Genomic DNA, 20,577 nt, shown 5'->3' on the forward strand with positions numbered 1-20,577 from the left:
GGCCTCGTTTTAAAATGAGGGATGGGTTCTGCGGATAGTGACCAAGGCATCCGGAAGTGGCTGAGCGCCTTCATCGGCTGCAAGAGTAATACGATCGACCTTGCTGAGGAACACAAACGATATTTCAGCCGTGGGCCCCAAATCTTTCAAGGCGGCATAAAACGTTGCAGCCTCGCACGCGCTTGCGCCTCGCACACTGATAACCGATGTCTGCCTGAAAATTCGCTGACCGTCGCACGTCACCCTACCGAGATCCTCTCGAAACTCAGAAAGAAGACATATGCCTTTCGCGACCTCAACAGAACTCGCATCGAACGCTAACGTCGGATGTCCATCAATCTCTACGGCAAACAACAGTCGATCACTGAAAGGATCGGTCACGAGAATATTCCTTTCCCGATAATAGTTAGTGACAGCTTCCATAAATTGTATTCTGATACTGTTCGCAAACCCCCACTCTTAAAGGGGGATGTTTTCAAAAGCCGAGCGCACATATCCGTCGTGACGCTTAATCCAGACGATTATTTACGCCGCGAGGTACCGCGATGAAGGCTGTTAACAGCACAAGTCGATCGTGCATCTCGCGTCAATTGGCCTTTCCGTGAATCGAATCCAGCTTATCTTGTCAATCCCATCTCCTTAACAAGAACATGAAATCAATTTCTACAATCTAAACCGAGACCCGAGCCAGACGCATGGGCAAGACAGAGACGACACCAACCGAAATTATCCGCATGATCTCTGCTGAAGCTACCCGACTCATCGGCCCGTGGCCCAGCAACCTGGATATATTTGTATTTCGCGTGGATGACAGCTGGGAATGCCTGATAACACCGACCAATAATCCAACCGAAGCTAAATTCCGAGATGTGGCGTTGCAGATCGGCCTTTCACTCGAACGCAGTTTTAAGCTCAGGGTATGAAACCTATTTTTGCGGCCTCGTATTCTCCTTACCAACTCGAAATCCTCTTGCGAAATTGACACGACGTTGGGGCAACTAAGCCTCAGCACAGCGATTTCGACCTGCTGCCTTTCCCATACTTTTGCAAGCAGGCTGTTATCCCGAGAGCTATCAGTTCGGTGTCTAGATTACCGGGATTTTTCGCGGGCCCCAGCTCCCCGGGCCTCAGGCAAAAATAGATCTCCTTTCCCCGTTGATTTTGTAGTCAACGCATGCTCTTCGAAAACTCTCCGAGAAACGAATACCGTTCCTGTCTCGGTCGCTATCGTTCTCACAGCTTTCGCGACGAACGCCTTGACCGATGAAGTGTGTATTTCGAACAGGCGATAAAACGCAACAGATAGCGCACCACAGAGCAGCATGAAGGACACGAAGCGAACGAGAGAGAACAACGTAAACTCGCTCGGGCCACTACTGAAGATAACGTTCAGCACCACCAAAATTGGATAGTGTGTTGCATATAGCGAAAAACTATACTTCGCACCGTTTGCGAGTGGGTGCAGCCGCCTTGGCATAGATGCACCTGAGAGAGTCAGCCCCACGATGCTGCCTGCGACAATCAGGCCAGTTGCCAGCTGGCTTGCCGCCCATTTCGGCGCCGCCCCCCCTACATAGAGCAGCCAGGCTCCAACGAGACCTACGCAGAATAAGAACAGCCAACTCACGGCAGGCGCCCTAATGGCGTAAACGGCGGCGCCGAGGCACCATATCAAAAAGTAGAAGATGAATTTGGCTCCGATATGCGCCCCCGCCGGGTCATGTCTTTCTGCATACCAAAACAAGGCAAGAATGCCGATGATCAAAAATGTAAAACTGGGACGAGACCAAACGACGACAAGAGCAAAGATCAGGACATAGTACCAGAATTCGTTGGAGAGGCTCCACAATGCCAGATTTCCGGCAAACTCCGAGCATGCGATCGTCTGAAGAAATGCGACATTACATACGGCCGTCGTCACCCCAGCGCTTGCAGAGAACAGCCTCCCTGCATCATATAGGTCGTGGCGCGTCGCAACGAATTCCTGCCAGTTCGGCAAATGTCTCGCCAAACCATATGCGCAGATGGACGTCACAAGTGCGGGCATCAACACCACATAGAGGCGAGCGCCTCTGGCCGCGAAGTACTCAATCGCATTGAGCTGCCCCGATCTTGCTCTGACGATCGCTGGTCCGCCCACGAGATAGCCACTCAAAACGAAGAAGACGATGACAGCGGCCATACCATGCGCGCTGAGGGTCTGTACAAGAGAGTAGAGATAGCTGACTGGAGAGCCATCTCCCGGGTCCGGAGACCTTTCCAGAAACATCAATTGGTAGGAGTGGAACGCAACCACCTCGATTGCAGCCATCGTACGGGCGAGATCTAGCCATGTGGGCAGATTCGCCGGTGTCACGGCGTTGGTACGAAACCCAATCCAACCCTCATCCATGAGCTCGAGATCCTGCAAAGCGTCAGTCTGCAATTGGCACGTCATCGACCTGTGTGAACCAGCTAAACGCAGGCAGCGCCCTTAGACTTGACAACTCTCAATACGCTGGCATTCGAAGAGAGCGCTCCTAACCTGCCCCCACCCAATTCGATGTTAAAGCTCGGCCCAGCGCCGCTCCTGGCGGCATTTGGAGGTGCTGAGCGTTCCTGGGGAAATCGCCCCCGAATTTGACACCCATCAACTTTGACCCATGCGCGTCTCGCATGATCACGGCGACAGAACCCGCGTCTTCTCCAATCAGGAGAGGCCGTCGCGTCGTCCTGAATTCGGAGAATGCACATGACACGATACGGTCAGCTCCTCGGAGTCCTCTTGCCAAGCATTTGGCGCCAAAAGGGCATTGTCGTCAGCTCCATCGTTGTCGTCTCACTCCTGACCCTCATGGCCTACGCAACGATCGGTGAAAGATATGAGTCCTACACTCTGCTGCGTGTCGGCCAGGGCATCAAAGACCGGTCGTCAGGCGCAAGCGTGAATCCGTTCGCCGAGGGCGCCGACCTGTCTATCCGAATCGATTCGCTCGCTCGACTTGTTACGACTGACCACGTTGTCCGGGAAGCAGCGTCCAGCACCGGCTTTGATCGCTTCAACAAAGGCCGAGACAACAGTCTAATGGCGTCCATGAGCAAGACGATCGGGTCTATCGATCTTTCGCGGCTGCTGCCGAAGAGCGTAGCCGAAGCATTAGCGAGTTGGTCGAAGCCGGCTGACACGAACGAGGCCAGCGATCAGGCGCCAAGTAAAGAGGCGACATTGGTCGCTTCGCTCCGTGATCTGATTACCGCGAAGCAGGAGGGGCGGTCAGACCTGCTGCGCATTTCCTTTCGCTATCCCGACGCTGCTGTTGCCACACGCTTTTTAACTGAACTGGCAAATGCCCTCGTCGCGGTTCAGGCCGATCTCGTCCAGACACCTGGCGCCGATATCTTCTTTGAAGATCAAACGAGACGGCTGCAGTTGGAAGCTGAAAAGTCGGCGACCGAACTCCAGAATTTCTCGGTCGGAGCGGCGATATACTCTGTTGCAGAGCAACGCGCACTGCTCCTCAAGCGGGCAAACGAGCTGAGTACGTTAATCTCAACGACCCGTGCGCAGATCCAGGATCGAAAGGGCCAAAAGCAGTCCATCGTTGATCAGCTCCTGATACTGAAGCCGGTTCAACAATCGAAAACGGTCACTGGTATCGTCAATAGCCTGGGTGCGCGCGATTATCCAGTTACGCCAAATGCTGCCGGGACACCTCAGAACTTTGAGGAAACCCCTCCATTGTTGCTGATCAAAGTGTATCAGGACGCCGTCGCCACTCTCTTCAAGGTCAATACCGATCTGAACGGATCCATGAAGCTCGAGAGCCTCCTTGCTGACGAGCTCGAACATGTGAATGCCGAGCTCGCGTCATTATCGTCCAAGGAATCCCAGTATGACCAGCTCAAGCGCGCGTTGGTCCGTGCCTCCACGGCCGCCGATCACTACGGCGCACGAGTCATCGAGGAAAAGATCAATCTCGACATCGCCAAGAAAACTCAGTTGTCGAGCGTGCGTGTAATCCAAGCTGCCGATCGCCCTCTCCGACCGATCTTTCCGCAGAGATTTCACTTTGTCCTGCTGGCGCTGTTCGGCGGCGTAATTGCGGGATCCGCCATCATCATCATGAAGGAATTGAGCCGCTTGCGCCAAGATCAGTACGAGCTTGAAGAGCGCGAGCTCGCAATGAACGAAATCGGCATCCGATCGGTTCGCGAATACAAGGCTGCGTTGAAGGCAGCACAAGCGGCCGAATGAGTCGCGCCGCTTGGTGACCGATTTGTCATTGTATTTTGAAACTGAGCATACATGGACGCGTTATGGATCAAATCTGTTTTGATAGTGATGACAACGTTCATTCGGACCCGTCTCGTTTAGACGTCGGATCACCGCGCCGTCAGTCGCCAATGGTCACAATCGCCATTCCGACATTTAATCGCGCAAGGCATCTGCGCTATTGCATCAAATCGGCGCTCGCTCAGACTTACGATAATTTCGAAGTTCTGGTCTCCAACAATGCATCAACGGACACAACGTACGAGGTGCTGAAGGAATTTTCAGACGAGAAGCTTCGTATTGTCCAGCAGCAGAGCAATATTGGACTACTTCCGAATTGGAATGCTTGTCTCGCCAATGCAAAGGGCGATTACGTCGTTTTTCTCTCCGACGACGATCGTGTGTCGCCATTTATGATTCAGAAAGCTATCGACGTTGTCCGTAAACGACCCGGCCTGCCGATAGTCGTTACGCTGAGCAATTTGCATTCTGAAGCTGTTGGCAAGACGTTCGCGGCTCGCGGGAGCCGAAAGTTGTCGACGGGAATCTGGCCCGGAACGGCAGTATTGGATGAGTTCCTGCAGAACAACATTACTGTCACCATGTGCAGCGTTCTGCTGCGTGCCGATTACGTTCGGGCAAATGGAGGATTTCCTCTGGAGTGTCCTCATATGGCTGATATCGCAGCCTGGGCACCACTTCTATTTCTAGGCGAAGCTGGGCTGGTGAACGAGCCGTGCGCGACCTTCTCCTATCATGGCAACTCCGAGACGTCCCGATTGAGTCCGGAGGAGCTGCTATTGGACGGGCGACATATGGAGGAAATGATTTCTGACCTTGCCGTGAAGTATGTCGGAGACCCCGAGCAACAGCGTCTTCTGCAGCTCAATGCCCGTCGGTGTTTTGCACAACGAGGTTTGACCGTTCTCTCCGATTATCGATCAAGCGGTGGGAAGATGGACCGATTTATCACCTTACTTTGGAAATTCCGCAGTTATCTGACATCCGCCGGACCAAAAGTCGGCTTACGTTTCTTCGCACTCGTCCTCTGCCCTCCTTTCATTGCAGACTATCTGCGCCATCGGCGTCGGGGCGCGTCAGAGCAGTTGGTGTGAAAATGCCTGCTTGTCGCCAGCCGTTTCACCCATGGACGGCATTTTTTCGAGGCCAGAATAGCACTCAACATTCTTCTGGATATCAGCGAAAATCGGTGACTGCGGCTGCTGGAACGCTTCTGCTTGCATTCAATGTTAGCGCCAACGCTTTTGACGGTTCCGCCCCTCCAGCATCTGATTCAACGCAACTCCTCACGGTCGCGACGCCGCGCTCCGCTCTGGCGCAGCCTCATCGGCTGGCAGCCTATTCAGCGGACCTGGCTTCACGGCGAATTGGAATACCGCGATTCAAACCGGAGCGAGAGGTCACAATTGATACACCACTAGTAGACGCTACGGTTCAAAACACTCCGGGTTACAGCGATCAGTATCCTGCAGGCGTCCCGAAGACGTTTGCCTGGTGTGGTGGATCTTACAGGCCGCCTAACAACCGTACGCCTCCACCGGACTTCACCGCTGTGACCGGCTGGGGGCAAATCTATCCCGCGATAGGCGCAGCCGAATACTCCACACTCGATCCGGTCATTGAGGTCGCCAATTCACGCACCTATGTCCACCTCAAAGGACGGAATGGTTGGGTATTGGTCCAAAGTCAGGCGCGCATACAGCTCGCCGGTGCGCATTTCGTCTCCGACTTTTCCAAGAATGCGGCGATCCGGATGGAGATTCGTCAAAGCCCAGGCGGCGGCGCGATGATTGGCGCGCCACCGCCCGGCTACAACAGCCATTTCTGGCTCGTCACGCGCGGCACCTATCCAGCCTCTAGCGTTGACGGGGTCTACGTACAAATGGATATGCGATCGGCTGATCCCGCACTGAACGTCGTCGCTAATGTCGGGGCCGATTGGTGGCGCAACGCAACAGCCGCATTCGAAGACGGCTTCGGAAACAATCCCGGAGCCGGAATGAGCAACTGGCTCACCCTTTCGACGCAGTGGTCGACGCTACGCTTCTACTCGACCAGCAACGACGACCTGTGGGCCGACCCACCGCCTCCCTTACTATCCACGCGGCCACCCTACATGCCTACGAAAACGAAGCGGCGCGACATTGCGAGGATACCTTGTTCCCTCAGCCGCGAAATCCAACCGCAATAGCTATCTTGAAAGGCGTCTTGGAAACTGCACGCCGCGACACAGTGCCGCGATTACATTGACGTTCGCATTCAATAGCAGATGCGTTCTCTAGATGTATTATGTAGTTAGCTACTACTCGATCAGTGTATCGCTTCTGCTGCCTTTTACGCGGTGCAACACGAACACATTGAAAACAAAATGTGTTGCCACGGTTCGCTACACTATTGTTGATTCGTCAATGCACGATTTATTGGCGACTGCACAACTACTACGCATAAGCTACGAATCGTTTCAAACGACAAGAGCCTTCGTCACATCAATCCTCATCGGCCGACATCCGGGACAGATGCAAGTTCGGTGGGCACTCGGCAGAACTCCAGTTTCGCGTCGCCCGCATGTTTCGTGCGGGCATAATCTCGAAACGGTCAGAATCCCATCTTCTTGGCCGAGATGGATGCTCTTCACAGGTATTTCTTTTGAAGTCGGGCGCACCAAGCAGCGACAACCGGGGACATAGGATGGCAATTTCTGTTTCGGATATCATAGCTCAGAACACGATCGGTTATAGTGAGGGTAAACCAGTTGGCGTGCCGGCGAGCTACGCATGGTACAACGGTTTGTATAGGCCAGTTGGCTATAGCAGTCCGCCATCCGACTTCACGTCGGTAACTGGATGGGGGCAAGTCTATCAGAAGGCTGGCGCCCCGGCGTATTCGAATCCAAATGCCACCATCGACGTCGCCAACGCTAAGACTTATGTGCACCTGAAGGCCACAGGTGAGTGGGTTCTGGTTCAAAATCAGGCCAATAACCAGATTGCGGGCGCGCATTTCGTCGCCGATTTCAGCGGTAACTCGGCGATCGCCATGAAGATCGGACCCCAGGCCGCGGGGAGCGCGACAATGGCGACGCCGCCAGCCGGATATAACGACCATTTCTGGCCCAGCGCGCGCGGTATCTATGCAGCAGGGGCGGTTGATGCCGTCTATGTGCAGATGGATATGAAGGTCAGCGATCCCAATCTGCAACTGATCGCCAATGTTGGCGCCGACTGGTGGCGCACCCCTTCGGTCGGCTACGCCAACGGAATGACCAATAATCCCGGGGCAGGCATGAGCAACTGGGTCGAGCTGTCGACTCAGTGGACCACGCTCGGGTTCTATTCCTCAACGACAGCCCAATTTCAGGCGGACCTGCCACCACCGCTTGAAGGAGTGGTTACGGAAGTTCCAATGCCCACCATCACGCTCTTCAGCGCCGACAGCGGCGTCGTCGGCGACGGCATTACGAACGCATCTGTCTTGAAGTTGACGGGGACCGCCCAGGCGGGACTCGCTGTCAACGTCTTTGATGGATCCCAGCTTCTCGGGACCACCAAGGCTGATGCGTCCGGTGCATGGACGTTTACGACGGCGCAGCTTACCAGCACGTCGCACAGCTTCACTGCAAAGGCCATCAGTGCCTCAGGAAGTACGAGCACCGCATCGACAACCCTGACTGTTCAGGTCGATACGATTGCCCCCACCGCGCCGAAGCTTCTCTCGTTTTCTCCCGACACGGGCGTCGTCGGAGACGGCAAGACTGACGTGACTATCCTTAAGTTGACCGGCACAGCGGAGGCTGGCAGCGCCGTCAAAGTGTTCGATGGGGCGACCCAGATCGGGACTGTGAGGACCGATTCGCAGGGATCATGGAGTTTGGTAACGGGGCCACTGTCGACGGCCACTCACACTTTTTCCGCTACGGCCACTGATGTCGCCGGCAACTCAAGTACAGCGTCATCGCCGCTCAACGTCAGAGTCGATGGAGGCGGGACCTCTCCACCCCCGGTCACGGGTGAGAATCTTTTGGTCAACGGATCGTTCGAGGCATCAGCCGTGAAATCCAGCTGGTTTGCTGGATTCAGTACGATTCCGGGATGGTCGGCCGTCAGCGGTGGCACGATCGAACTTTGGAACAATTTGAACAGCGTAAAAGCGACCAATGGCGTGAACTTTGGAGAGCTCGATTATCTTGGCGCCGATGACGGGCTCTACCAGAACGTGTTGACTATCCAGGGCCAGAGTTACGACCTCTCACTCGACGCGCGCAGTCGGCCTGGCTTTACGGGGGCAACCTGCTCCATGGAAATTCTCTGGAACGACACCGTGGTCGCGCGCGTACCACCAGGAAATAGCTGGCAGACCTATAATTTTACGGTGACCGGCACAGGTGGGTCTGACCGTCTGACCATTCGTGAGGTCGCAGGCCAAGGCGGCGACGGCTTGGGCGCGCTTTATGACAATGTGAGTTTGGTGGCCAAGCAGCCGATAACATCCGCGTCACAGGCCAGTCTGGCTCAGGCATCACGTGCCGTCGACCTTATCAATCAATATTCCGCAACAAGTGCTGTCAATTCAGATTACGGGACCAGCCCCTTGGCGAACGCGGCCGACTCCCTCACCACTCTCTCACAGACGTTAGCGCAATCGCAGCAGCACACCTGACAACATCAATCTTAGGGGGCGCCGCTCCAGACGCGCGCCCCTCGAGGAGCCTTTTCTCACTCCTCACGGAGTGTGATTTTGCGACTGGAAATTTCTAACGATCGTGTTGTGTCGACCAACTAATTCAAGAACAGCCGGTCCATGGGCGAGAACAATACTCGTGGATCTCGCTCGCATCTCCTCGCAGCAGCGCTGGATTTCACGAGTCAGCGCCTTATCGGCTTCAGCATAGAATTCCGCGAAAGACGGCCACTCATCTGGCCAGCGACTTGCGATCCGTGGCGTATTGAGAAACGGAAACTCGGCCGATTTCGGTGAAGCCGTATACCACGGCCCCACATTTGGCAACGTCTCACCATGCGCCGCCTGCAAATTGGAGCGGATACCCGGCGTCAACGACCCAACATCGACCGGCTCTTCATCGGCAGATAGCAATTCGAGCCCAGCGTTATAACAGACCCCAAAACGCATAACCGCTTCGTCGAACGAGGTGCACAGATACTCCAAATGGGAATGCACGAATCTCAGACGCTGATACGGACGGCTGGCCTCCTCTGCCTGCGTCAGACCGCTCGCGATTCTCTGAAACTCCCATGCATCTTCGCAGACCGTCTCAAATTGCAATAACGCTTCTACAATTTCCCTGAGCTTATCATGTGCCACGGCGATCGGATTTCTCGCGAATTCCGGCAACGAGCTGAGGTAGGGTGCATCGGCGACGCTCAGGCTAACCTTGGCATCATCTATGATCCGATCGAGCAAGCCTGCTGCGATCTGCGAGGCGGCAGCTTCTGCTTCAACAATGGTCATTGGCGCCGGCTATCTCAGCCTAAACAGATTGCCAGTCGGTGTGCGCACGAACCGGCGTCCAGGGTCTACGTACCGCTTCCCTTTAGCATGTTCGCACGCCGGCGCCACCAGTGTTCAATCCGGTGCGATTTGGATAGCCGAATAATAACGGCAAACCGACAGCCTATGACTGCGTGAGAGCGCATCGCATACCGCGTCTCTCTCAGGTCGCTCGCTGATGCCACTTCCATGCAGAGCCGACGATGGTCGAAAGGTCGGAATACCTGGGCTGGAAGCCCAGAACTGCCTTGGCGCGCCCCGGATTTGCAACCAGAACCGGCGGATCGCCATTCCGCCGAGGCTTGATGACGAACGGCGTCTCCCTATTCGTCTCACGCCGAATTTGACCGATAATCTCCTTGACGGAGTATCCCCTTCCCGTTCCCAGATTGAAGCATCCACCGGCCCCACCCGCGCGAAGATGCTTCAAGGCAAGGACATGAGCCTGCGCCAGATCCGTAACGTGAATATAGTCACGTATGGCTGTGCCATCGGGAGTCGCATAGTCGTCTCCGAAAATCGCAAAATCATCCAGCTTGCCCTGCGTCGCCAGAATAGCGCGCGGGATTAGATGCGTCTCGGGGGAATGGTCTTCGCCAATCTCTCCGCCAATATCCGCACCACTCGCGTTAAAGTATCGCAGGCAGATTGTCGCCAGGCCATAGGCTTCACCGAAATCCGCCAACATGTCCTCGACGATCCGCTTGGTTCTCCCATATGGATTGATCGGCTGCAGGACTTCACTCTCTTCAATCAAATCCTTATCGACGCATCCATAGACAGCGCCGCTGCTCGAGAACACCAATGTCTTGCACGACGCATCGCGCATGGCACGCAACAGACTCACCGTGCCTTCAACATTATTTCTGTAGTATTTTTCCGGATCACTGACGGATTCGCCGACGAGGCTCGAGGCGGCGAAGTGAAACACCGCCACGGCGCGATATTTCTCAATCGTCTCCGCCAAGCGTCGCTGATCGTGAATATCGCCTTCGATCAATGGGCCCCACTTGACCGATGATCGATGTCCCGTCGACAGATTGTCATAGCAAATTGCACGATAGCCGGCTTCTGCAAGACCCTTGCAGCAATGCGACCCTATATACCCAGCGCCGCCCACGACCACGACATTCGGCGTCTCACTCATCATCCACCCCACACGCAGCGCTCGGCCTCACATACGGACCACCACGTTCAGCCGTTACAATCTTCACGGTTCGACATCTCGGGCCAGCTAGAGAAATTCTTTTTCGTCGGTCTCCCGACTGATGTATCGCGCCCTTTTCCTTACGCTCGCCTGCGCGTCGGAACATGCATCACCGACGCCCGGCCCGCATAGGCAAAGTACAGGGCCATCGATGTAAAATTATCGAGAAGGTTCTCCGAGAAGAAATAGATACAGAGAACGACAAACAGAACTCGCGTCGCTCCAACCGGAAGTGATCGGTAAACGTGGATCAGAAATGGAACGAAGATAGCGAGATTGATCAAACCGTACTCTACCAGAATGCGCAGATAGTCGTTATGCGCAACGAGCGCGGCATAGGTGACAAGCGCCGTTTGCCCCGATCCGTAACCGAAGAGAAAAACACCGGTCCCCTGGCTCGAATACACATTCCAGATATCCGTCCAATGTATCAGACGAAAGAATGCCGAAAGATCTGTGGAACCCGTCATGGTGACAAGCTGCTTGTAGGACATTGACGCAATCGCGCTCGGATCCATGCTGAATACCAGCATCAAGTTGTCGAACGTCGCAATTCCGCGATCTAGGGCGCCAACCGACAGCGCGACAGCACCGCCTATGCCAACGGCAATAAGAGCAACGATAGAACTGCTCCGGATCGGCATGACGATCCACAAGCAGGATGCCACTGCTGTCGCGACGGCTGCCCCCAGCTTGTTCATGACGATAGCATTGATGAACTGGAACAGAATGACCCGGTTGCCGTAGAGCTGCGTTACCGCAAACAGAAGCGCAGAAAAATACAGAACACCGGTATTCGCGTTCGGAAAATACGAGAAGACTTCACTCGCAAAGCTCTCATTCTCGTAAACCTTGCTGCTCCCTTTGGTCAGCAAGAAAAGTATCGGCACAATGCCGAGCGCAACAATGCAGCGCAACTCGATCGGTTTCATCTTGCCACCGGTTGCGCGTCCCGCAGCATAGAACACATAGATTGACAGGTACTTGAGAGCATCCGTCATCGACGCAACCTGCAGATTGTAGATGACACTTAACGTCGTCGTCACCAGCGCGACGAGCAGATATCCCTTCGCCGCGCCGTCTTCCCGCTTCGACTGCATAATGATCTGAATTGAATATGCGATGATCGCGAGGCTGACGGCGTTTCCCACGGCATTGAAGACTTGCGCTCCCAGAAAGTGATAAAGAAATGCGCAAAGATTGACGATCAACAAGCCGATGCAGAACATCGAGAAGTAAGACGACTTCGGTACCGCAACAGTGGGTCGGCCTTCGATCGCAGATTCGCTCATCGACGGCCACTCATATCGGTGATCGCTTCCTCAGCCTTTGCCCTCATCACCGCAACCTCCGACACCACCATCGATGGTCGTCGCTTCTGCCGGCGGCCAATTGGGGGTCTGACGATGAGGTCATCCTTGTCCTTCTGCGGACGCGTCGTCGATCTGTCCGGGTGGGACGCTCCCATCACGGCATCATAAATTTCGAGCGTCTTCGAAGCGATATCATTCCAGTCATAACGGCGCGTACTCTCGTGTCGAATCGTCTCGCGCTCGGCCGCTCCCATCCGAATCGCAGTGAGAGCAGCCATCTTCGATCTGAGTTCTTCGCAATCGCCAACCTGAAAGATATTGGCTGGATCCGTCACAACTTCGCAGTTTGACGGAATGTCACTAACCAACACCGGAAGCCCATAACTCAAGGCTTCGAGTAGGACGATTGGTAATCCTTCATGCGACGACGGCAATACGAAAAGTCCCGCATGCGCATAGAGCTGACGCAACGTCTCGCCGCTTTGGTATCCGGCCATCACAACGTTGTCCTGGCCTTGCGCCTCGATCACAAGCCGATCTGCGTATTCGTTCTTGTGATCGATCCGCCCAACGATAACGAGCTTCCATCCATCCGATTTCAGTCCCTCGAACGCCCGCAAGAGATCGATCTGCCGCTTCTCGGGGACCAGCCGCCCAACCGTCAAGACATACCGCCCCGCTTCGAGACCCAGCGCGTTGATCTTGTCTGTGTTCAGCGGAAGCTCGGAAAATACGACCCCATTTGGTATGACATCGCACGTCTTTTCATACTTCTCCTCGATGAGCTGACCGATGCTGCGACTGACAGCTATCCGCTTATGCGCGTATCGCATTCCGAATGCCTCGCCGGTCCGCAGAATCGTCCGCGCAGCCCAACCCCATTTCTCTCGATTGTAGTCCTCGCCATGATGCGTCACGACCACGCGCAAGCCAAATAATCGCAGCAACGGCGTCACAATCGCCGGGCCGATTCCGTGAATATGCACGACGCTCGGTCGCTTAATCCCGGCGACGAGCGCACAGATCAGCGAGTGCAGCAACGTTTCGAGATACACACTGCGAACAGTCCAGAGGCGAAGGATCCTCACTCCGCGCCAAGCATCGCCTTCCTGCGCGTCCACATATGGCGATCGCACGCAGGCCGTTACACCCTGTCCGAGCTTCGCAAGCCTCGGTGCGAGATTCTCGACATGGTTCTCGATCCCGCCCTGAACGTCCGGGAAGCCACGAAACCCGAACGTGTAGACCTCTCCCTTACCCATGACGCCACTCCCCGCTCTTAGTTGTTGATGAATGACTTCAGTGGGTAATGTTGGTCAGTTGTTATGCGCCCCTTGACCAGCTTGGCCTTGACGGTCTTGTCCAGGAATGACGGTCGCTCGACATGCGGCGACGGCCGCGCATCCGAATAGTCGATATAGCTGTCGAAGCAGATCTTCTTGCCCATCGACACCTTGGCTTTGTTTTTCAGAACCCACATCAATGGCTCCTGCTTTGGCAGTTGCGGCACGATCCGGGATCGCATCGCTGTCCGTGCGGTGGTCACCATCCAGCAGTTCTGTGCGCATCCAGCGACCTTGCCGAGCGTTTTCCGGGCGGTGTCGCTGTTGGCGATCTCATCCCACGACTGCTTTGCAAGATTTCCCATCGGAAGATCGGACCGGACGTTGCAAGCCCAGACATCCGACCACGGATCGATGAACGCAAAATCCTTTCCGGCGCTGCAGGGAATGAGCCTGTCGTGACCGAGAATCTTCTCGATCAAACCGAGATTCAGATAGGCGCGGAACCAGTTCTTCGGCTTGTTGCTTTTCAACAGCGCCTCGACGAGCCCCTCGACCTTGCGCGCGACACTGCGCCGATCATAGAAATAGTTGTCGTTCTTGTAGAATTGCCAAGCGTTATGCAGCGTCGAGGTTGCGAGTTCGTAGCCTTCCTTGCGGGCGAATTCGTAGACATCGACCAGCTGATCGACATTCTCGTCCTGGATCACCATCGCAAAGCCAAGATCCGTGCCGCCCGCCTCCTTCAGCATCCGGAGCCCGGCGACCTTCGTGGCATAGCCGCCCTTCTCGCCCCGGATCGTATCGCTGGTTACTTGGTCACCTTCGACGGAGAACCGAACCTTGATGTTCGGATACTTCTTGATGATTGGAACCAGGCGTTCGGGATGCAGGCCATTCGACGAAATCTCGAGGACCCGCGCTTTCGGATAAAGCAGGTCCGCGATCTCGGCGAGATCTTTGCGAAGTGTTGGCTCGCCACCCGACACATTGAGGTTGTCGAAGCCAGGTGGCAGTTTCGACAGTGTCTCGAGTGATATCTCTTCCCGCGGATCGGTCGGGTTCTGCCAAATATAGCACATCTGGCACTTGGAATTGCAGCGGAACGTCGAAATGATAGTGAGATCCATTTTATACTCCGACTCTGTTCTGTTCCTTCAGGGGATTCACGACGCTTTGGTAGAGCGCGAGCAGCGCCGCCCCATGGGTTTGAAGCGAGTATTCGGCTTCGACGACCTTCCTGGCCTCAGCACCAAGTCGCCCACGGAGGTCACGGTCCGCGAGCAGCAGTCGAATTTTGCTCGATAGGTCGTGAACGTCCTTCGAGGCAAACAGCAGCCCGGTCAATCCGTCTCTGACCAACTCGGGAATTCCACCAATTCGCGATGCAAGAACGGTTTTTTCCGTGCGCCATCGCCTCCAGGATCGAGAGCGGGCTGTTTTCGTGCCACTCCGAAGGCACCACAACGACGGCGGCTCCGCGAATGACACTCGTCAGATCTGCACCAGCCAGATGTCCCTTGAACTCGGCGTCTGGAAATTGCGTCCGGAGCTCAGATAACAGAGGCCCGGTCCCGGCCACCACAAGCCGCCAAATGGCACTGTCTGCAGCATGTGCTTTCAGCAGGGTGGCCACACCTTTTTCCGACGAAAGTCGCCCGAGATAGAGGACATAGCCGCCATCTTCACGAGATACCTGGATCGCAGAGGCGTCGATACCATTGGGAATATGCGTGACTTTCGCGTCTCCAAACCGGCGTGCGACGGCGTCACGCATGAATCGACTGGGCGCGATGAATTGACTAACACGTTGATAACTTTGCGCCACCGCGTGATAGCGCGCTTCCGCCCAAAGTAACGCACTTCGCCCCAGCGACCCGTCCGCACATCGTTTACGCAAAATCGATTCGAAACGTCCGCTGGTGCAGTCTGTGCAGACTGCGCCATTCGACAGTTGCGTGTAGACCGGGCAAACCGGCTTGTAGTCGTGCAGCGTCAGGACGACTGGCGTATGAAGCCGCGCAGCGGCATTGATGATCGACGGCGTCAGCTGATGGTAGATGTTGTGGCAATGTAAAAGGTTGGGATTCTCGTCGCGTATGAGCGCGGAAATATTACTTACGGCTTCCTGAGACCGAACGAAGGAGATCGCCGCTTTTATTTTGCTGCTTCTCGACCCCGCCTTGTAGCTCTTCTCGGAAACGAAGTAAGATTCGTATTTCGACGGGCGATTGCGACTGTCGCGCATGGAGAACTCCATGACGTCGATGCCGCGCCCCTTCATCCAGTCCATTTCGTCGAACATAACGGCCTCTGAGCCGCCATTCCGGAAGAAGAATTTATTCGCGACAAGGATCTTTTCGACCTGATCCGCAGCGCAACTCAGTGTCGGCCGTTGAATATCGGTGCCTCCGTCCGCGCTACGTTCGGCCTGCGACGGCCTTAGCATCACGATGTTCTCGTTGCGGAACGCGCTACTGGCGGGCATGCGTAATGACCTCGTCTTTATGGGTTGAAGCCATCTCTCAGACGTCTCTCAAACGACCCATGAACGAAGCGTATGCGTAGGTACGACAGTGATATTGACGGGCGTCAACTCCGCTTAGCGCAGCGCAATAGAGTCTCTCTCAACGACATCTGCCTGAACTTCTCCTCTATTTCGGCGCCAGAATTGGATCGGATCATTACTGCGGCTCGAGCGCGACATGGTAGCAGCACAGGTGCCGCGCGGCGCGAGGGGACCAATGGAAGAGCACCTCGAGCCAACAGCAGCAAAGCCTGACGGCGGTCTTATAGCTCTCGTCATGATGCTCAGATTTCAGGGGCTGAGCATTGACCCGGAGCGCATTCGACATCAGTTCGGTCACAAGCTCATCGGCGTGGCTGAGATGCTCCGTTGCGCCAAGGATCTCGGCCTAAAGGCGCGCATTGTGCGCAGCAGTTGGGTGCGGCTGTCCAAGGTGCCAATGCCGGCCCTGGCGCTTCTCAAGGACGGTCAGTTCCTCCTGCTCGGCAAGGTCGAGCCCGAGAGGGTCATTGTCCTACAGCCGGGTCGATCGCAGCCGACAATGATGACGCCATCCGAGCTGACAACCGTATGGGACGGCCCTCTTCTCTTGATGACGAGACGGGCAACCCTTTCAGATCTGGCTCGGCGGTTCGACCTCACCTGGTTCATCGCGGCAATCTACAAGTACCGCTGGCTGTTGAGCGAAGTTCTCCTTGCTTCGTTCTTTCTCCAGCTATTTGCGCTGGTCTCTCCGCTCTTTTTCCAGGTTGTGGTCGATAAGGTTCTTGTTCATCGCAGTATGAGCACCCTCGACGTGCTCGCGATTGGCCTGATTGCCATCGCTTTGTTCGAGACCGTCCTTTCGATTCTTCGGACCTATCTCCTGTCTCACACCACCAACCGCATCGACGTAGAGCTTGGCGCCCGGTTGTTCCGACATCTACTGGCGCTTCCGATCGGCTATTTCCAGACCCGGCGCGTCGGCGACTCCGTGGCGCGCGTCCGTGAGCTGGAGAACATCCGGAATTTTCTCACCAGTTCGTCTTTGACCGTTGCCATCGACCTGTTCTTCACGATCATCTTCATTGGCGTTCTGTTTGTCTATTCGCCCCTACTCACCTGGATCGTCGTCGCCGCGTTTCCCATTTATGTCGTCATCTCTGCGGTTGCGACGCCGCTATTCCAGTACCGGCTCGATGAAAAATTCAGGCGCGGCGCCGAGAACCAGGCATTTCTGGTCGAAAGTGTCACTGCCATCGAAACGTTGAAGGCAATGGCGGTCGAGCCCCAGATGCAGCGGCGCTGGGAGGAGCAGCTGGCAGCCTATGTGTCTGCCAGCTTTCGCGTCCTCAGTCTGGGCAATTTCACCAGCCAGTTCATTCAGTTCATTAGCAAAATCGTGAGTGCGCTGATTCTATACTTTGGCGCCAAACTGGTCATCAGTGGTGACCTGACCGTTGGCGAACTGGTGGCATTCAATCTACTCGCGGGCCGTGTCAACGCACCAATTCTCAGACTGGCCCAACTCTGGCAGGACTTTCAGCAAACACGCCTCTCGGTTGCCCGGCTTGGTGACATCCTGAATACCGCTCCGGAGCCAGCCTATATGCCCAGTCGGATGTCGCTTGCGGCCATCAGAGGGGACGTCCGCTTTGAACATGTAACGTTCCGTTATCGCATCGATGGACCGGAAATCCTCCACAACATCAACATCTATTGTCCTGCTGGACAGGTCATTGGAGTGGTTGGCCCATCCGGGTCGGGCAAGAGCACGCTCGCAAAACTGGTTCAGCGCCTCTATGTCCCCGAAACGGGCCGGGTGCTGGTCGACGGCGTCGACATCGCACAGGTCGATCCAAGTTGGCTTCGTCGGCAGATTGGCGTTGTCCTGCAGGATAGCGTTCTGCTTAACGCTTCCATTCGCGAAAACATCGCTTTGGTTGATCCAGCGACACCTGCCGGAAAAGTTGTCGAAGCTGCCGCTCTCGCGGGCGCCCATGACTTTATCATCGAGCTTCCGGAAGGCTACGATACTGTCGTCGGCGAGCGGGGCAACACATTGTCGGGCGGCCAGCGCCAACGCGTCGCCATCGCGCGCGCGCTCATAACTGATCCCCGTATTCTAATCTTCGATGAGGCTACAAGCGCGCTCGACTACGAAAGCGAACGGATTGTCCAAAAGAATATGGCGCAGATCGCCAAGGGGCGTACAGTATTCATTATTGCTCATCGCCTTTCCGCCCTCCGCATGGCCGATCGCATCATTACGATCGAGAATGGACGGCTGGTCGAGGACGGTACCCATCAGGAGCTCATAAAAGCCGGCGGGCGCTATGCCAAGCTTTATCGTTTGCAGGCGGGGTTTCATGACCCGGCTTGATCCCTGTCTCGATGCATTGCCAGATTATTCTTACTCGGGATTCGAATTTTCCCAAGAACGAGAGACGCAGTTTGACCGTACTTGAGACCACATCCTTGCACAGTAGCGACGATCCTGGCTTCTTTGCCCTGGAGATGCTGTTACGCCTGGCCGGATTGGAGGTCGACGTTGCCCTGCTGCGTAGCATCAGCAACAACGGTCCCGTCGATGTTGCAAGCATCCTAGCTTACGCACGGAAGGCCGAGCTGTCCGCACGATGTATCGAGACAAGGTGGATTGACCTTCCCAAATATGCACTGCCGGGCATCATTCCTCTTCGCAATGGCAGTTTCTCGATTGTCGGTAGCGTCGCCGGCGAGAAGGTCGTCGTTCTCCATGCTGGTGCATCTCGTCCAAGCGTTCTGAGTGAGGCACAATTCACCTCACTCTGGGACGGACGCCTCCTTCTGATCCAAAGGTTATCTCCAGTATCCGCATCGACACTGAGGATTCGCAAACTGCTGACACGAATCCTCCAGAAGCCACGCCGGCTCGACCAGGCCACGTCGCATAGCCCCCCGGGCCAGGTCGCGGTTCTGGTCACTGCACGACGGGGCGCCGCCGCAGTGTCCAGTCAAGCTCGAAAATTCGGTAGCGCTGTGGCCAACCTGAAGCCAAGGGATCAGGCGTCTCAAGTTCATGAATTGGCATTCCTGCCCGCTGCCCTCGAAATCGTGGAAACCCCTCCGTCTCCAATCGGGCGCGCGGTTGCGTATACTATTGCTTCCATCTTCACATTTGCGCTCATCTGGGCAACATTCGGCACCGTCGATATTGTGGCCACCGCACCGGGGAAATTCGTCCCGAGCGGACGCACGAAATCAATCCAGCCTCTCGAAGCCGGCGTCATTCGAGCGATCAGCGTCACGGACGGCCAGGCCGTGCGGAGCGGCGATCCATTGATCGCGTTCGATGCCACGATGAGCACCGCAGAACTTGGCCACCTCAAAAGTGACCTCCTTGGGTCGGAGCTTGACGTGGCACGGCTGAAGGCGGCTTTGAATAAAGCGCTGAATCCCCTGACTGCCTTTGCCCCGCCGGACCATGCGCCCTTGGCCCTCGTTGAGATGCACCGGCGCTTTCTTATCAGCCAGACAGCCGAGCAAGCTGCCAAACTCGCAACCATCAATGGCCAGATCGCGCAAAAGGAGGCCGAACGAGCGACTTCCAAGGCATTGAGCGAGAAATTACGCGCCGTCTTGAATCCCTTGCAGCAAAGGGTCGAAATCCGGGAGCAGCTGTTTCAGAAGGGCCTGGGCTCGAAGATCAATTATCTCACCGAATTGCAGGACTTGGTTACCCAACGCCAGGAGCTGACCGTACAGGACAGCCGCCATAGCGAAGCGGAGGCTGCAATTGCGGTGTTAGTCGAAATGCGAACAAAGGCCGTCGCAGAATATGAAAGGTCGCTCTTCGAGGAATTGGCCAAGGCGGAACAGAAGGTCGCGGGGCTCACGCAGGACGTCATCAAGGCGGAGCGCCGCACCGCGCTACAGACCTTGACGGCTCCTATCGACGGTACCGTCCAGCAACTGGCCGTTCACACTGTTGGCGGGGTCGCCACTCCTGCCCAAACGCTCATGCTGATTGTCCCGGAGGACAGCCGCCTGGAAATCGAAGCCAATATTTCCAACAGGGACATCGGGTTTGTTGAACCAGGCCAAGACGTGGCTATCAAGGTCGATACGTTCAATTTCACGCGCTACGGCCTTCTGAGCGGCAAGATTCTGAGTATCTCGAAGGATGCCATCACCCGCAACAAGCCGCCTGCCCGAGGCGTCGATTCTTCACCTGCTACAGACACTGCCAGCAGCGAACCAGCCGGTCAGGAGCTCGTATATTCCGCACGCATCTCGGTGGATCGCAAACAGATGGATGTAGAAAATAGAACCGTTGATCTTTCGGCCGGCATGGCTGTCACTGCTGAGATCAACATCGGATCACGTCGGATTATCAGCTACATCATGTCCCCGCTGCTGCGCTACAAACAAGAAAGTCTGCGCGAGCGGTAGCACGATGATTTAATTACGACCGCCGTACTCTCCACCGCTCGGAACCAGCATATGCC

General features: G+C 55.7%; 16 protein-coding genes. 7 read left to right on the forward strand and 9 right to left on the reverse strand.

What is annotated here, in order from left to right; all coding sequences use genetic code 11:
• Nucleotides 1-9: 9 nt before the first annotated feature.
• Nucleotides 10-423 carry a hypothetical protein gene (locus tag LPB73_RS18640; RefSeq protein ID WP_120288753.1) on the reverse strand — a complete coding sequence of 138 codons (414 nt, stop codon included), beginning with the start codon at nt 421-423 and terminating at the stop codon, nt 10-12.
• 272 nt (nt 424-695) lie between these two features.
• Between LPB73_RS18640 and LPB73_RS18645 the strand changes: the two genes are divergently transcribed.
• Nucleotides 696-923, forward strand: a complete 228-nt coding sequence (locus LPB73_RS18645) for a hypothetical protein (protein WP_139285903.1) — start codon at nt 696-698, stop codon at nt 921-923.
• 167 nt (nt 924-1,090) lie between these two features.
• On the opposite strand, the gene LPB73_RS18650 is transcribed toward LPB73_RS18645, so the two are convergent.
• Nucleotides 1,091-2,392 carry an acyltransferase family protein gene (locus tag LPB73_RS18650; protein WP_231077818.1) on the reverse strand — a complete coding sequence of 434 codons (1,302 nt, stop codon included), beginning with the start codon at nt 2,390-2,392 and terminating at the stop codon, nt 1,091-1,093.
• A 339-nt stretch (nt 2,393-2,731) separates the two neighbouring features.
• On the opposite strand from LPB73_RS18650, the gene LPB73_RS18655 reads away from it, so the two are divergent.
• From LPB73_RS18655 to LPB73_RS18670, 4 genes are all read left to right on the forward strand, one after another.
• A complete protein-coding gene (locus tag LPB73_RS18655) occupies nt 2,732-4,234 on the forward strand; it encodes a hypothetical protein (protein ID WP_231077819.1) in 1,503 nt (500 codons plus the stop codon).
• A gap of 62 nt (nt 4,235-4,296) precedes the next feature.
• The gene (locus LPB73_RS18660) at nt 4,297-5,367 is read left to right on the forward strand and encodes a glycosyltransferase family 2 protein (RefSeq protein WP_231077820.1); all 1,071 of its coding nucleotides are present in this window, start codon (nt 4,297-4,299) and stop codon (nt 5,365-5,367) included.
• A 458-nt stretch (nt 5,368-5,825) separates the two neighbouring features.
• Complete coding sequence (locus LPB73_RS18665) at nt 5,826-6,464, forward strand: hypothetical protein (RefSeq protein ID WP_231077821.1); 639 nt, start codon at nt 5,826-5,828, stop codon at nt 6,462-6,464.
• 497 nt (nt 6,465-6,961) lie between these two features.
• Nucleotides 6,962-8,929, forward strand: coding sequence for an Ig-like domain-containing protein (locus LPB73_RS18670; RefSeq protein WP_231077822.1), 1,968 nt, complete (start codon nt 6,962-6,964; stop codon nt 8,927-8,929).
• Between the two features lie 63 nt (nt 8,930-8,992).
• Here LPB73_RS18670 and LPB73_RS18675 read toward each other — a convergent pair whose 3' ends face one another.
• The 7 genes from LPB73_RS18675 to LPB73_RS18700 form a co-directional block, all read right to left on the reverse strand.
• A complete protein-coding gene (locus LPB73_RS18675) occupies nt 8,993-9,739 on the reverse strand; it encodes a hypothetical protein (protein WP_231077823.1) in 747 nt (248 codons plus the stop codon).
• A 202-nt stretch (nt 9,740-9,941) separates the two neighbouring features.
• Nucleotides 9,942-10,925 carry a UDP-glucose 4-epimerase GalE gene (gene galE, locus LPB73_RS18680; RefSeq protein ID WP_120289199.1) on the reverse strand — a complete coding sequence of 328 codons (984 nt, stop codon included), beginning with the start codon at nt 10,923-10,925 and terminating at the stop codon, nt 9,942-9,944.
• 140 nt (nt 10,926-11,065) lie between these two features.
• The gene (locus LPB73_RS18685; protein ID WP_231077824.1) at nt 11,066-12,277 is read right to left on the reverse strand and encodes an O-antigen ligase family protein; all 1,212 of its coding nucleotides are present in this window, start codon (nt 12,275-12,277) and stop codon (nt 11,066-11,068) included.
• Nucleotides 12,274-13,560, reverse strand: coding sequence for a glycosyltransferase family 4 protein (locus tag LPB73_RS18690; protein WP_231077825.1), 1,287 nt, complete (start codon nt 13,558-13,560; stop codon nt 12,274-12,276). Before LPB73_RS18690 ends, LPB73_RS18685 begins: the two co-directional genes overlap by 4 nt.
• Nucleotides 13,561-13,577: 17 nt before the next feature.
• On the reverse strand, nt 13,578-14,711 hold the full coding sequence (locus LPB73_RS18695) for a radical SAM protein (RefSeq protein WP_093760290.1): 1,134 nt from the start codon (nt 14,709-14,711) through the stop codon (nt 13,578-13,580).
• Nucleotide 14,712: 1 nt separating this feature from the next.
• Complete coding sequence (locus tag LPB73_RS29250; protein WP_414716806.1) at nt 14,713-14,943, reverse strand: glycosyltransferase; 231 nt, start codon at nt 14,941-14,943, stop codon at nt 14,713-14,715.
• Nucleotides 14,852-16,069 (reverse strand): glycosyltransferase family 4 protein, encoded by a 1,218-nt coding sequence (locus tag LPB73_RS18700; protein ID WP_231077826.1) that lies wholly within the window; start codon nt 16,067-16,069, stop codon nt 14,852-14,854. The genes LPB73_RS29250 and LPB73_RS18700 overlap by 92 nt, the downstream gene beginning before the upstream one ends.
• A 256-nt stretch (nt 16,070-16,325) precedes the next feature.
• On the opposite strand from LPB73_RS18700, the gene LPB73_RS18705 reads away from it, so the two are divergent.
• Both LPB73_RS18705 and LPB73_RS18710 read left to right on the forward strand, forming a co-directional pair.
• A complete protein-coding gene (locus tag LPB73_RS18705; RefSeq protein ID WP_231081185.1) occupies nt 16,326-18,470 on the forward strand; it encodes a type I secretion system permease/ATPase in 2,145 nt (714 codons plus the stop codon).
• Between the two features lie 71 nt (nt 18,471-18,541).
• Complete coding sequence (locus LPB73_RS18710) at nt 18,542-20,521, forward strand: HlyD family type I secretion periplasmic adaptor subunit (protein WP_231077827.1); 1,980 nt, start codon at nt 18,542-18,544, stop codon at nt 20,519-20,521.
• Nucleotides 20,522-20,577: the final 56 nt, after the last annotated feature.

Source organism: Tardiphaga sp. 37S4, assembly GCF_021044645.1.
In the GTDB taxonomy this organism is placed as follows: domain Bacteria; phylum Pseudomonadota; class Alphaproteobacteria; order Rhizobiales; family Xanthobacteraceae; genus Tardiphaga; species Tardiphaga robiniae.

Bases quoted from the DNA above. Each gene is read 5' to 3' on its own strand.
- LPB73_RS18640 (WP_120288753.1), bottom strand. From the start codon at position 423: ATGGAAGCTGTCACTAACTATTATCGGGAAAGGAATATTCTCGTGACC.
- LPB73_RS18645 (WP_139285903.1), top strand. From the start codon at position 696: ATGGGCAAGACAGAGACGACACCAACCGAAATTATCCGCATGATCTCT.
- LPB73_RS18650 (WP_231077818.1), bottom strand. From the start codon at position 2,392: ATGGATGAGGGTTGGATTGGGTTTCGTACCAACGCCGTGACACCGGCG.
- LPB73_RS18655 (WP_231077819.1), top strand. From the start codon at position 2,732: ATGACACGATACGGTCAGCTCCTCGGAGTCCTCTTGCCAAGCATTTGG.
- LPB73_RS18660 (WP_231077820.1), top strand. From the start codon at position 4,297: ATGGATCAAATCTGTTTTGATAGTGATGACAACGTTCATTCGGACCCG.
- LPB73_RS18670 (WP_231077822.1), top strand. From the start codon at position 6,962: ATGGCAATTTCTGTTTCGGATATCATAGCTCAGAACACGATCGGTTAT.
- LPB73_RS18675 (WP_231077823.1), bottom strand. From the start codon at position 9,739: ATGACCATTGTTGAAGCAGAAGCTGCCGCCTCGCAGATCGCAGCAGGC.
- galE (WP_120289199.1), bottom strand. From the start codon at position 10,925: ATGAGTGAGACGCCGAATGTCGTGGTCGTGGGCGGCGCTGGGTATATA.
- LPB73_RS18685 (WP_231077824.1), bottom strand. From the start codon at position 12,277: ATGAGCGAATCTGCGATCGAAGGCCGACCCACTGTTGCGGTACCGAAG.
- LPB73_RS18690 (WP_231077825.1), bottom strand. From the start codon at position 13,560: ATGGGTAAGGGAGAGGTCTACACGTTCGGGTTTCGTGGCTTCCCGGAC.
- LPB73_RS18695 (WP_093760290.1), bottom strand. From the start codon at position 14,711: ATGGATCTCACTATCATTTCGACGTTCCGCTGCAATTCCAAGTGCCAG.
- LPB73_RS18700 (WP_231077826.1), bottom strand. From the start codon at position 16,069: ATGCCCGCCAGTAGCGCGTTCCGCAACGAGAACATCGTGATGCTAAGG.
- LPB73_RS18705 (WP_231081185.1), top strand. From the start codon at position 16,326: ATGGAAGAGCACCTCGAGCCAACAGCAGCAAAGCCTGACGGCGGTCTT.